The sequence below is a fragment of the Halalkalibacter wakoensis JCM 9140 genome, assembly GCF_000513095.1.
Taxonomy (GTDB): domain Bacteria; phylum Bacillota; class Bacilli; order Bacillales; family Bacillaceae_D; genus Halalkalibacter; species Halalkalibacter wakoensis.
In genome coordinates this window covers 16,767-28,361 of record NZ_BAUT01000029.1, presented here as the reverse complement: position 1 = coordinate 28,361, position 11,595 = coordinate 16,767, and the positions used below count along the sequence as shown (strand labels likewise).

General features: G+C 34.0%; 18 protein-coding genes. All 18 read left to right on the top strand.

The genetic code is table 11. The features are described from left to right. Nucleotides 1–211: 211 nt before the first annotated feature. The 18 genes from JCM9140_RS12210 (at nucleotide 212) to JCM9140_RS12120 (ending at nucleotide 11,364) form a co-directional block, all read left to right on the top strand. Entirely contained in the window at nucleotides 212–520 is a 309-nt protein-coding gene (locus tag JCM9140_RS12210; protein ID WP_034746799.1) for a PadR family transcriptional regulator, read from the top strand. Beyond that, nucleotides 517–864, top strand: a complete 348-nt coding sequence (locus JCM9140_RS12205) for a DUF1048 domain-containing protein (RefSeq protein WP_034746710.1) — start codon at nucleotides 517–519, stop codon at nucleotides 862–864. The genes JCM9140_RS12210 and JCM9140_RS12205 overlap by 4 nt, the downstream gene beginning before the upstream one ends. Before the next feature lie 10 nt (nucleotides 865–874). Beyond that, a complete protein-coding gene (locus tag JCM9140_RS12200) occupies nucleotides 875–1,225 on the top strand; it encodes a DUF1048 domain-containing protein (protein WP_034746707.1) in 351 nt (116 codons plus the stop codon). Between the two features lie 700 nt (nucleotides 1,226–1,925). Continuing rightward, a complete protein-coding gene (locus JCM9140_RS12195; protein ID WP_034746703.1) occupies nucleotides 1,926–2,495 on the top strand; it encodes a histidine phosphatase family protein in 570 nt (189 codons plus the stop codon). A gap of 461 nt (nucleotides 2,496–2,956) precedes the next feature. Beyond that, nucleotides 2,957–3,748, top strand: coding sequence for an SMI1/KNR4 family protein (locus JCM9140_RS23190; protein ID WP_081727677.1), 792 nt, complete (start codon nucleotides 2,957–2,959; stop codon nucleotides 3,746–3,748). 128 nt (nucleotides 3,749–3,876) lie between these two features. After that, nucleotides 3,877–4,248, top strand: a complete 372-nt coding sequence (locus tag JCM9140_RS12185) for a hypothetical protein (protein WP_052002236.1) — start codon at nucleotides 3,877–3,879, stop codon at nucleotides 4,246–4,248. A gap of 425 nt (nucleotides 4,249–4,673) precedes the next feature. Continuing rightward, nucleotides 4,674–4,856: a hypothetical protein gene (locus tag JCM9140_RS12180; RefSeq protein ID WP_034746700.1), complete on the top strand. Its 183-nt coding sequence runs from the start codon at nucleotides 4,674–4,676 to the stop codon at nucleotides 4,854–4,856. A 1-nt stretch (nucleotide 4,857) separates the two neighbouring features. Then, a complete protein-coding gene (locus JCM9140_RS12175; protein WP_052002235.1) occupies nucleotides 4,858–5,136 on the top strand; it encodes a type II toxin-antitoxin system RelE/ParE family toxin in 279 nt (92 codons plus the stop codon). A 544-nt stretch (nucleotides 5,137–5,680) separates the two neighbouring features. Beyond that, nucleotides 5,681–6,208: a sigma-70 family RNA polymerase sigma factor gene (locus JCM9140_RS12170; RefSeq protein ID WP_034746694.1), complete on the top strand. Its 528-nt coding sequence runs from the start codon at nucleotides 5,681–5,683 to the stop codon at nucleotides 6,206–6,208. Continuing rightward, nucleotides 6,198–7,118, top strand: a complete 921-nt coding sequence (locus tag JCM9140_RS12165; RefSeq protein WP_034746691.1) for a DUF4179 domain-containing protein — start codon at nucleotides 6,198–6,200, stop codon at nucleotides 7,116–7,118. The genes JCM9140_RS12170 and JCM9140_RS12165 overlap by 11 nt, the downstream gene beginning before the upstream one ends. After that, nucleotides 7,094–7,537, top strand: coding sequence for a hypothetical protein (locus JCM9140_RS12160; protein ID WP_034746688.1), 444 nt, complete (start codon nucleotides 7,094–7,096; stop codon nucleotides 7,535–7,537). The genes JCM9140_RS12165 and JCM9140_RS12160 overlap by 25 nt, the downstream gene beginning before the upstream one ends. A 41-nt stretch (nucleotides 7,538–7,578) precedes the next feature. Then, nucleotides 7,579–7,818 carry a hypothetical protein gene (locus tag JCM9140_RS12155; protein WP_034746685.1) on the top strand — a complete coding sequence of 80 codons (240 nt, stop codon included), beginning with the start codon at nucleotides 7,579–7,581 and terminating at the stop codon, nucleotides 7,816–7,818. A gap of 862 nt (nucleotides 7,819–8,680) precedes the next feature. Continuing rightward, complete coding sequence (locus JCM9140_RS12145) at nucleotides 8,681–9,043, top strand: DUF4181 domain-containing protein (RefSeq protein WP_034746679.1); 363 nt, start codon at nucleotides 8,681–8,683, stop codon at nucleotides 9,041–9,043. Between the two features lie 135 nt (nucleotides 9,044–9,178). Beyond that, complete coding sequence (locus JCM9140_RS12140; RefSeq protein WP_034746676.1) at nucleotides 9,179–9,709, top strand: hypothetical protein; 531 nt, start codon at nucleotides 9,179–9,181, stop codon at nucleotides 9,707–9,709. 75 nt (nucleotides 9,710–9,784) lie between these two features. Further along, nucleotides 9,785–10,015 (top strand): DUF3953 domain-containing protein, encoded by a 231-nt coding sequence (locus JCM9140_RS23760; protein ID WP_034746674.1) that lies wholly within the window; start codon nucleotides 9,785–9,787, stop codon nucleotides 10,013–10,015. Between the two features lie 192 nt (nucleotides 10,016–10,207). Then, nucleotides 10,208–10,732 carry a tubby C-terminal domain-like protein gene (locus JCM9140_RS12130; RefSeq protein ID WP_034746673.1) on the top strand — a complete coding sequence of 175 codons (525 nt, stop codon included), beginning with the start codon at nucleotides 10,208–10,210 and terminating at the stop codon, nucleotides 10,730–10,732. A 100-nt stretch (nucleotides 10,733–10,832) separates the two neighbouring features. After that, nucleotides 10,833–11,030: a DUF2281 domain-containing protein gene (locus JCM9140_RS12125; protein ID WP_034746670.1), complete on the top strand. Its 198-nt coding sequence runs from the start codon at nucleotides 10,833–10,835 to the stop codon at nucleotides 11,028–11,030. Continuing rightward, nucleotides 11,020–11,364, top strand: coding sequence for a type II toxin-antitoxin system PemK/MazF family toxin (locus tag JCM9140_RS12120; RefSeq protein ID WP_235715337.1), 345 nt, complete (start codon nucleotides 11,020–11,022; stop codon nucleotides 11,362–11,364). Before JCM9140_RS12125 ends, JCM9140_RS12120 begins: the two co-directional genes overlap by 11 nt. The last annotated feature ends 231 nt before the right edge of the window (nucleotides 11,365–11,595 follow it).

The following is an 11,595-nucleotide window of genomic DNA, read 5'->3' as shown; positions in this document are numbered from 1 at the left end:
AATTGAGGAAATCTAATGGGGTTAGCTTCTAGGTATAAGGTGATTGTCCTCATTTAAGTGTGCTTTAAATTTCATAGGTGAAAATAAACGCGAAGAAATATCTATGTTGACACTACCGCTAATAAGTAATACTATATAGAGGTAATAAGTAATACTGAATACCAGTCGTACAGAATAGATAGGGGTGATTACTTTGGTAAACCTAACGGAAATGCTTAAAGGCGTGCTTGAGGGGTGTGTCCTTGAAATTATAAGTCGTAAGGAAACCTATGGCTACGAAATTACGCGGCAGCTCAAAGACCTTGGTTTTACAGAAGTTGTGGATGGAACTGTTTATACCATCTTAGTCCGGCTTGAAAAAAATAATTTGGTAGAGATTACGAAAAAGCCATCTGAAAAGGGACCACCGCGGAAATTTTTCAAACTCAACGAAGCGGGGCATGAGGAGTTGCGGATATTCTGGGATAAATGGGGATTTGTTGCATCGAAAATGAACGAGTTAAAGGAGAGAAAACAATGAATTTTTGGGAAAAAATCACTGGGAGCGATATGACGAAAGAAATGAAAAGTTTTGAATCTCGAGCCCAAAAGCTCCCTACTGATTATCAAGCAGTTTGGGAAAGAATTAACTCCAATCTTTGGCAGCACTCAGATTTCACTGGTCGTAACCTCATGCCAATTCTTGACGGTGTACTTGGCCTGCTTGAAGAATCGGCTACGGAGGGGCAAAGTGTCCAAGATGTTTTAGGTGATGACATCCAAGGCTTCTGTTCGGCGCTTGTCGGCGAAGAAGGGGCAAAGTCTTTTAGAGACAAGTGGCGCGAGCAACTCAACAATAATATTGCAAAAAAATTAGGTGAATAGGAGGCTAATAATGAGAATAAAAGATATCATCGAAGGCAAAAAAGAATGGAGAGCGCACATGGCGCGTGTCAAAGCTCTCCCAAAAGATTATCAGGTTGTATATAAAGAGATTCAAAAGTACCTATTTAAGGTTGGCCCTGTTGAGCTAACAGACGGAACGGATCTACTCTCGGGTATCATCGATCTTTTTGAAGAGGGTGTAGCCTCAGAAAAAGGTGTACTCGAAGTGACGGGAAGTGACGTAGCAGCTTTCTGCGACGATCTAATCAAAGATTCAGAAACTTACGCTGACATCTATCAAGAATTTGCTAACGAAGAAGGTAACAAGGTCATGAAAAAAGTTAAGGATAAAAGAAAGTAAAGGTGTTAGTGTTCAACAAAATCTGCAAATATCGGGATGGTAGAGTGTGTAAATACGAGTGGATTTAATGCCCGGTATGTAGCAACAAAACAGGAGGCAAGATTGGTGACGAATTAAAGGGATAAAGAAAACCTAAAGATGTAGAAGTACTCAAAGAGTGGTACAATATTGATTTTGTTCACACCAATACTATCGAGTTTGAATTATGTAAGTTCTCCATACGGGTATATTCTTTCAATTTTGGGTTAGGGTTCTTTTTTTTAAAAGTGACTATGTTTGTAAGAAAAAAAGCAATAACATTTACTAAGATTACTATCTTATTAAACAAGCGAAGGCATTCCAACTAAAAAGGGATGCCCTTTTTTATGCCAGTAAAAAGGAAAATAATGTTAAACTATAAGAGGCAGGATAAAAGGCTATTCACATTAGTATTTAAGCAGTAACTATGTAAGGAGGAATTCAATCTACAAATCATTCTTTGGTTACTGCTAATTATTTTATTGGTTCGTTGGACGGTAAGAAAGATGAAGGGTTAACCAGAAACCAAAAAGGCACCAATTGGGTTCAGACAATTACAATTCTTGTATTGCGGTAGCTGAATAAAGGTTATGCCTTCCTCTTGTTGAAGTAACGGTGCAGGAATATTGAAGAAGGACCTTTAAACTTTTTATAGAAAAAAGTTCAATTACAGGAGATTAATATGGAAATATCGTTGATTAGACATGGGAAATCACTGCTAACTGATAATGATACAATAACATGTTTGAAATTTAAGGAATGGGTTGAAAAGTATGATTACAATGGAGTAGTTGAAGAATCAATTTATCCTTCTGATACACTTGAAAAAATAGCAACAGCAAAATTTGTGCTAACCAGTGATTTAAAAAGGTCAGTTGATTCAGCGGAAATTCTAAATCCAAAAGTGAAAACAATTTCTGACCCTTTGTTTAGAGAAACTGAATTACCTACTCATTCAATGAGATTATTGGATATAAAATTAAGACCTAGTATATGGGCAGTCATTTTAAGACTACTATGGTTTAGTGGATATTCTAACGAATGCGAGTCTTTGAGTAACGCAAAATTGAGAGCGAAAAAGGCATCACAACAATTAATTGATTATGCTGATGAATATAAATCTGTGGTATTAGTTGGACATGGATTTTTTAATATGCTTATTGCGAAGGAATTGCAGAAAAAAGGATGGAAAGGAAAAAGAAAAGCGGGTACAAAACATTGGAATTGTACTACATATTCATTGTTAAGCTAACGGATGCGTCTTTCATAAGGTATCGCTTGCCTCGATCCGCTAACGGAGCATTTTAAAAAATGTCGGAGAGATCATTTGAGAAAATTTGAATGCTATTGCACTGTTTTTATATATTCCAGCTATTGAAGCAATAATTTTTAGGATATTTGTACAAAGAGAGTTCGATATGAGCGATGGATTAAACCTATTAGTAAGTATAGGTAGCATGTTTGGTGGTTTTATCTTATTAGGGATCGCAGAAATTATTAGATTACTTTCAAAGTTAAGTCGGCAGGGCAATCAAAGTAATTAAAAATTTAACGAATGAGTGCGTTTCTGTAATAAAGCAGGAACTCATTTTTTGAATACGAAAAAGGAAATGAATGTTAAAATTAACAAAGGTTATTCAAGTAAAGGACGGGTTAGATGAAAATGGTCAGCGTAGTAACTTGAAAAAATAATGAAGGCGGAGAGGTATTCTTGTGAATGAAAAAATCTGGCAAGAGAATATTGATTTCGGGAGATTAGATGAGCTAACTGATAAGATTATTGAGTTAGCAGAAGATAAGTTGAGAGTTGAATTGCCTAAATCCTATACCAGTATCTTGGGACAACAAAATGGTGGATATATCATATATAATGCTTACCCAACAAATGTTCCAACATTGTGGGCTGATGACCATGTAAAAGTTGACCATATATTTGGGATTGGAACTGGGAAAGAAAAAGGGATTTTAGAAAGTGATTACCTAATCCAAGAATGGGGTTTACCAAATGATTTAGTGATAATATCTGGTGATGGTCATTCTTGGATTGCACTTGATTATAGAGCTTGCAAGGCAAATCCTCCCGTCATATTGATTGAACCTGAAACTGATGTGATTATTGAGTTGGCTCGAAGTTTTGATACGTTTTTGGAGAGGTTATATGTGCACAACGTAGAAGATGATGAAGATTATTCAGGCGATGGACAAAGGCAATGGACCATAACAGAAATGAAAAATGCATTTGCTGATAATGATGAGCTAGAGGTTGGTTACGCTTTGGATTATCTATATATAAATCCAACTAAGTATAAACTGTTCATTGAGCAAAGCCTGATTAAATTGCTCCATCATCCTAAGTTAGAAATTAAGCAAACAGCAGCTAATTATGCTTTTCATTTTAATGAAAACGGAATATTGTCCTCTGCATGTGTAAAAAACATTGTTAGTATCTTACGGAAAGACGTTGAGATAGAAGATTACGCAGATATGTATTTTAAAGGGCTATAAACAAGTCAAGTCAATAAATTTCATGAAAGTTGTCGGAATCCTTTGGATATTGCGTCAACAGAGAACATTAATTGAATCAAGGTTTGGAGTGGCTTATCAACACTTTATACGTAAGGAGAGTTATTTTAATGGAAATAATCATCCAAGCAGTAATCATTATAATCATCATTTTGGCAATCGGTCTATATTTGTTAAGAAGCAAGTTTACTGGATACTCAATATGGGTTAAGACCGTATGCTTTGATTACCCTGTCGTGGATTTAGAGGAAAAGAAGGTAATTGGTACTGTCTTATATAGAAATAAGGTCCATTTGAAAGTGATTGTAGACCTTAAAAATGATAATGTAATAGTCGAGGGCGATGTTGATAAGTTAGGTGACCCTGATAAAGATAGAAAATTCTACATAGATATGTTTAAAAGAGAAGCAAAATTCTTGGTTGAAAATAATATATCTGATCCAAAGAAGTATGATTCAGAATTAGATAATAAACGAACATAAAGATTGTGAATAAGTACAGTTAAAGTAACGGATGCGATAGTGAATAAAGGTTATCGCCTTTCCTTGTTGAAGTAATGGGTAGATTAGGATTTAGATACTCGAAAAAGGAGGTTTTATTATCAATCCAACAAGAATTATGTTATTGGGGATCGCTATGATCATACTGGGAGCAACGATAACGTTAGATACAACATTTGAAACTAGAGGTTCCCTAGTATTATACCCAGGATTCGGAATAGTTTTATTTGGTTTTATCTATGGTTTGGTTATAGGTGATGATAAATAAACTTTCTTATTTTCTTATTGTACTAAAGGGTAGTTATTGTTGAATAAATAATTTCTGATTTTTGAGTGATAAGATAATGTTACGAGCGAAAATTTGATTTATCATATTAGTACAATCTTTGTAAGGGAGGTATTCTTACATGAGTACAAAAGAAGAAGTAATTAAGTTAATAAAGGATTTACCGGAGAATGCAACCCTTGAAGATATTATGAGAGAGCTATATGTAAGATCAAAAATTGAAAAAGGAATTAGAGAATTAAACGCGGGAAAAGTTGTTTCTCATGATGAAGTTAAGGAGAAATTAGGGAAATGGCTGAATTAAGGTGGGCAGAACTGCTGTTAAAGATTTAGATAACATATGTAATTATATAGCTGAAGACTCGCAAGAATATGCAAGAGTGTTCGCAAAAAGTATCATTGATTCTATTGAAACGACAGCTGCTTTCTCATACTCTGGTCGCATAGTTCCTGAGATGAAAAATGAAATGATTAGAGAGAAAATCTTAACAAATTATAGAATAATCTATCGTATTAAAAGTGATTCAATAGAAGTGGTGCGAATCACTCACAATGCTAGGGATTTTAATGACATAGACCAATAAACATCACGGCTTTGAATAGATAAAGGCTGTGATGTTTTAATGTAAAACACGGGTGACTAGGTGTTTAGATAATCCAGATATGAAAAGGTATTCTGGAAGAGACCTGAAATCTAAGCGCAAAAGGGTAGGTGTACAGAAGGTTTGCTTTAGAAATTGGAGCAATGAATGATGGGTTTGATTTGGTGGGATCATTGGATTGGACGTATTACAACAATTGAAAGCAGTCAGAAATATAGACGAATTATCATTACAGTCAAATAGCTAAATGGCAAGTATATTAGGTACACTTCTTCTATACTTGCCGTTTTTTGCGTTATAGCTTAATGTAGGTAATCGAACCTTGTGAAGGTATTCACTTAAAGTGAACGGATGCGTTATTTAGAGAAACGAATAGACTCCCAAAATTAGGGGGTCTATTTAATTATAAATAAAATCAACATTTAAAAGAACTTAGCCAATCTTTAATAAAATTTTTTTGGGATTTAAAACGTTTTATAAGACGAAATCGTCTAATGAATAAGAGACGTTGAAATGAGGGAGAAAGATGAATCAGGAGCACTTAGTGATTCAAGCGAGAAAAGGTGATGACCAAGCATTTTATGATTTGATGATTGCCAACAAAGAAAAACTGTATCGAATGGCATATTCCTATTTTTATAATGAAGACGATGCCCTTGAAGCGGTTCAAGAGGTGACATATAGGGCTTTTAAACAGCTTAAAAAGCTAAAGGAACCAGCATTTTTTTCAACATGGTTGGTTCGAATTTTGATTAATTATTGTCATGATGAGATCAAACGAAAGGGAAAAGTACTTTCTTATGAGGCGTTTGAATCGAAGGAACATCTAGAAGAAGACCATGCTGAGAAATTAGACTTGAAAAACAAAATACAAACGCTTAGAACAGAGTATCAACATGTTATTATCCTTCGCTATTTTCATGACTTAGCCGTTCCTGAGATTGCAAGGGTTTTAGGAAAACCGGAAGGCACAATAAAAACATGGCAACACCAGGCGTTAAAAGAATTAAAAGTTTCATGGGAAGATGGGGAGGATACATGCTATGCCAAGTGAAAAAGAACTATATCAAATCTCCAATAAACTAAATCAAGTAGAATTACCTAGCAAACTAAATGAAACCATCAGAGCTGGGATGTGGCAAGCTCAAAAAGAAAGACGAGTGAGAAAGAGAAGAATATGGTCAAGTGTGGCCGTAAGTTTCTTTTTACTCGTTTTCTTTACAACGGTCCGTGCATCGCCAACGTTTGCAAACTATATTAGTGGACTTCCAGGGGGAACGTGGTTAGTTGAGCTTGTTCATTCTGATAAAGGACTTCAACAAGCCATTGAGCAAAACTATGCGACAGCTGTAGGAGTAAGCGATGAGCATGCCGGACTTAAGTTAACGATTGAAGGCTATACAGCTGATGAAGCGAGGATTGTTCTTTTTTATTCTCTTGAAAATAAAAAGGGCTATTCTTATGCGAGTATGCAAGATCTTACGTTAAAGCCGAACGAGTTTTTGGCGGGTATGAGTTACGGCGAACCGCATGATGAAATTGCAAATGAAAAAATGGTTTATGGAAAAATTGATATTAATATACACGACATCGACAAGTTACCAGAAGAACTCACTCTAGCCACTACATTTATGTTGGAACTTCCGACGACTGGAAAAGTAACCAATGAAGATGTGTGGGAAGTCAAAATCCCTTTTGAGAAAGAAAGTTTCCTTGGCTTAAAAGAAGAGTATTCATTTAGTGAAACAGTTGACTTTGCAGGGCAAAACATAACATTCTCTGATGCGGTCATTTATCCTACTCAAATGAGTATTGAATTTAAAGAAGATAAAGAAAACGCATTAAAAATATTGAGCTTAGAAGAGCTAGCTATTGAAAATGAAAAAGGAGAGCGCTGGGAAGCCACAACAAATGGAGTCATATCTCATAACCATAATGAGTGGGAGAAAACTCTCTCTTTTTAGAAAGTAGTTATTTTGCAGAAGCAGAAGAGTTATATATAACGGCTAGTCGGGTGCGAGCACTACCGAAAGAAAGATTGCAAGTGACCTTTGATGTAAAAGGTCAAACGTTACTGACTGCTCCTAGAGGGTTAACACTTCACGAGTATTCAGAGGATGCTTCATACCACCATTTCACGTTTTTAATAAAGATGGATGAAGAGTTAGATCAATCACAATTGTTTCAAATCTTTGACCATCAAGTTCTAGATGAAAAAGGGCAACAAATGGACATTAACAATGAATCTTCTTATAGCACTCGTGACAACTCATTTCAAGAGGTTTCCTTTAAAGCGAAGAAAGGAAACGAAGAACAAGTAGTCTTTACTATCATAGACTATCCAAATCGCATTTATGATGAAATGAAAATCCGCATTAAATAAAAGAATGCAGTAGAAAAAAAGTAAGTATAGGAGCTATTCCTTTGACAAATCAGCCACAAAAAAAAGATAACCCCAAAAATAACATAGGGAATTCAGAAAAGAGATGGCGAATGGCTGATGCAATATTTACAAGTGGCCTTTTTGGAATGTTTTATGATAGTAAAGAGGCAAGTCAAGAAAAAGACCGTAAAAAATTTAACCAAATGATAATAGGAGCATTGACTGGAGTAGTGATTTCAGCCGTTATTTTCGGGCTTACATGTTATATTTTCTTGAACTAAAGAGGGCATTCCTGTAATAGCAGCAGGGATCCTCTTTTTTTTAGCACAAACAAAAGGAAAATAATGTTAGAATTGACTTAGTGAAAATGTTGAGCGACTCCGAGCAGTTACTTCTACAGAGGGAGAAAGGTTATCGTTTTTGGAGGTGAATTTATTGAGTAAAAACAAGTACATTCCATTTTATTTGGTAATCTTATGTTTAGTGTCTTTATTAAATGGGTTTAATTTTTGGAGAGACGATCAAACGTTTTTAGCCATAGTTGGAATGATAGCTTCGTTATTGTTTGTCCTAACACTCATAGGTTATCTTAAAAAGGTTAAATCATTTTTATGGTTAGGAATTATAATTCTGTCAACTTATACTCTTTATATAATTGGTTCGTCAATCTCGGCATTCACACCAGAAACAGTTTACTTATTTTTAGTTGCTGTAGCTATTCTGCTGACAACAGTTAATGTTTAGTAATTCTTAAGTTGAAAGAAGAGGTTGACCTTCTTTAAACATCCGCTGTTCTTGCCGATTCATATTTACACCGCTTGTCACTTAGGGTATTTTCACTTAATGAGAAAGCGTTCATATATACTAAACTTGGATTTGTTAAACGAGAGAGTTTAAATAGGCCATGGGAAATGGCATGACATAATTCACATGGGCATTTTAAAAAAAGAGTATTTAAAAAGTGAGAGATATTTGTGATGTCATTCACTTAAACAAACGGGTAGCGTTTCTGTAACAAACGGAGGCGCTTTTTACATTTTTATCCCAAATAAAAGGGAATTAGTGTTAGCATTAAAACAGAGTATAGAAGCTATTCGAGAATTTAGAAAGAAGAGTTGAATAGTATGTACGGGGGAGTGCCTGATGTTCCATTTCACATTAGTACTTGCAGTTTTAGGAATGTGGTTCATATTTGAGAAAATGGTAAAGAGAAAGTTTCAAATGGAGGACGATAAGATTTCAGAAACCAATAGAGGTTATGAGATTTACGTGTATGGTAATTGGACCATTGCAATACTCGTAATTGCTTACTTTTTCATTATATTAAATTGGTGGTCGGACTATTTTAATGGTTGGTTGTCTGCTTTTATCATTGTTACCATTGTGAATGGTTTTGAAGCATTAATGAAACGTATATACCTCAATCATTCTAAAGCGTATCTTGTTCCACTTATTTTTTTAATACCTTGGTATCTATCTATCATGTTATTTTCTATATTTTTATAGAACAAATAAAATTAGTTCCAAGTTGTTGTCACTTATCCTATTCAAGGAACGGGGCGTTTTAAATTAAATAACTCATTTCTCCATTTAGTAAAAGGGTGTTTATGAAAGGCTTATAAAAACAAAAGGAGTGGTTCTTTGTCGGAAATCATTACGAGTAATGGTTTATTAGCTGCAATCATATTTTTTCTAGTTTTCCTACTTCAGCAAATTTCAGTTGTTTTGGTCCGTCGTTTCAATAAAGATAAGATAGAAGATATCCATAGATACTTTTATAATTCGTTGGCTACCCCTGAGCGAAGAAAAAAGATTATTATATTATTAATTGTTGGCCCCTTATCTATTTACTTGTTGTCTCTTCTAGCAGGAGATGGTGATATCATTTTCACAGCATACTTAGGAGCCTCGCTATTCACCATAGCTTATTTTATAAACCTATGTATATCCATATTAGTAACAGGGTTTATATTATCAAAGCAAGGTGAGAATTATTTACATTTAGTTTTGAAAACGGATTTGGTGCTCATCGTATTAGGTTTAGTTTATTTTATTATTTACATTGCATTTTATGAAACGGCGTTTATTATGGCCAGTTTCCTATCTGCTATTGCCATAGGTAGTTCTGATTATGTCAAAGTTAAAAAATTAATAAAGAATAGAACAGTATAATTGTATTTCAAGCTAACGGATTGCTTTAATGAAAACTGAGAATTCTGGTTTGGAACTAAATGGGGGAGAAATGTTTTGAAAATAGTAAGAAATATCTTTTCGGCTATTATAATAGTTTTAGCGGGTTATAGTCTTTTTACTCAAAACTTTGAGTTTATGCCTTATTTAATGCTGATAGTAAGTTTTTCTGTATTGCTGACAGGAGTAATTGAACTTAAAAAAGATAAAAAGACATTTTTGGGCTATTTCAGTATTTTTTCATCTTTGTTTGTATTTTATGTTTCTATAACAATATTGTTAAGCTAACAGGAGCTTGAACGAAAGAAGGGGGTGTCGTGGCGGCAGCTCCTTCTCTTATGGAAGTAACGGGCCGGTTTGCGCAATAAAGTTAGTAAGTGAAACCCTTTTTATTTTTAATCGTATTTATTTCTAAGAGAAGGTTTATGCAGAGAAGATAAATAAAGAGAATGTAATTGTACATATTAGGGAGGTTCCATTTTGGAAGATTACGATTATTATTATGAAGTTCCATTTAATATAGCTTCAAAGAAAGAAGTCGATGTATTAAATAATAAAAATCAAATTGAGTTTGTTTTACAAAGGTTTAATCAAAATTTAATAGACTTTCTTTTATCGGTACGTAACCCTAGTACCGCAGTTAATATTGCTTTAAAGGATACGTCTAATAAAAAGTTAGTTCAAGCAATAGATGCTTGGTCTCTTCGTAGAAAGTTCCATATAACTTATTCTAATAACACACAAGATAAAATCATAGCAACAGAGACAAATAATGTTAAGTTGCTAAATAAAAAATTAGAATTTGAAATAAACGGAGGTACTTATACCATATCAAAAGACGCTTTTAATAAAAGAACGACTATGACAAAGGATAATGAGGAATTTATTTTAATGGAGCGCAACCGTGAATTAGGGCTAAAGACAAATTATATAAAAATTCTAAACAATGGTTTAGACGTCAAATTAGCAATTTGTATTTTACATGCTTTTGAAATAGGAGTATAGCTCTTATTAAAGTAACGGGAGCTTTACTTATACAAATGTGTTGAAGTGTTTGATAATGGTATAATTAGATAAAATATTCCTGGAAGAGGTGATAAACATTATGAATACTGCTAAGGAACGATTGCTAAAAATTATTGATGAAATTCCAGAGCAAGAAGTCGATAAAATATTAGACTTTGCTGAATATTTAAAGACAAAAAAAGAGAAAAGTTTATCAGAAGAATTAACAAAAACGAGCGAAAGTAGCATTGATTTTTGGGATAATGATATAGATGATGAGGTTTGGAATGATGCATAAACAAGGTGACATTGTTTTAATTCCAGTACCATTTAGTGACTTGTCAAATAGAAAACAACGCCCGGTTCTCATTATTTCAAACGATGATTATAATCAGATGACTGATGATATTCTTGTTGTTGCTATTACATCACATTTAAAAAGCCTTGATTATTCAGTTGTGATTAAACAAAAAGATTTAGACGAAGGTGATCTTAAAGTTACTTCGGCAGTGAGAGCAGACAAAATTTATACACTTTCAAAAGGGATTGTCAGAAAAAGATTTGGCAAAGTGAACACAGAAGTATTAAACAGTGTTCAAACTAAAATAGAACACTTAATAACTAGAAATTAAAATTCGTATAAATGGGCTGCGATAAGTAGTCCTTTTTTGGGTATCCGATAGTGCTAAAATATAATATAGTGAATGTTTTCACTTAAAGTGACGGGAGTGAAACCTTTAAGAGGGTATCGCTAGTCTGGTTGTGTTAACGGGAGCTTAATTCAATATCCCAGGTGTTTTAATGTAGATTGAAAACAATGTACTTCAGCTTATATAAGCAGATTTGTGGAAGAACTTTAAGAT

Excerpts from the sequence above, each read along its gene's own strand:
- JCM9140_RS12170 (WP_034746694.1), top strand. The coding sequence starts at position 5,681 with ATGAATCAGGAGCACTTAGTGATTCAAGCGAGAAAAGGTGATGACCAA.
- JCM9140_RS12180 (WP_034746700.1), top strand. The coding sequence starts at position 4,674 with ATGAGTACAAAAGAAGAAGTAATTAAGTTAATAAAGGATTTACCGGAG.
- JCM9140_RS12210 (WP_034746799.1), top strand. The coding sequence starts at position 212 with ATGCTTAAAGGCGTGCTTGAGGGGTGTGTCCTTGAAATTATAAGTCGT.
- JCM9140_RS12120 (WP_235715337.1), top strand. The coding sequence starts at position 11,020 with ATGATGCATAAACAAGGTGACATTGTTTTAATTCCAGTACCATTTAGT.
- JCM9140_RS12185 (WP_052002236.1), top strand. The coding sequence starts at position 3,877 with ATGGAAATAATCATCCAAGCAGTAATCATTATAATCATCATTTTGGCA.
- JCM9140_RS12125 (WP_034746670.1), top strand. The coding sequence starts at position 10,833 with ATGAATACTGCTAAGGAACGATTGCTAAAAATTATTGATGAAATTCCA.
- JCM9140_RS12145 (WP_034746679.1), top strand. The coding sequence starts at position 8,681 with ATGTTCCATTTCACATTAGTACTTGCAGTTTTAGGAATGTGGTTCATA.
- JCM9140_RS12205 (WP_034746710.1), top strand. The coding sequence starts at position 517 with ATGAATTTTTGGGAAAAAATCACTGGGAGCGATATGACGAAAGAAATG.
- JCM9140_RS12195 (WP_034746703.1), top strand. The coding sequence starts at position 1,926 with ATGGAAATATCGTTGATTAGACATGGGAAATCACTGCTAACTGATAAT.
- JCM9140_RS12165 (WP_034746691.1), top strand. The coding sequence starts at position 6,198 with ATGCCAAGTGAAAAAGAACTATATCAAATCTCCAATAAACTAAATCAA.
- JCM9140_RS12200 (WP_034746707.1), top strand. The coding sequence starts at position 875 with ATGAGAATAAAAGATATCATCGAAGGCAAAAAAGAATGGAGAGCGCAC.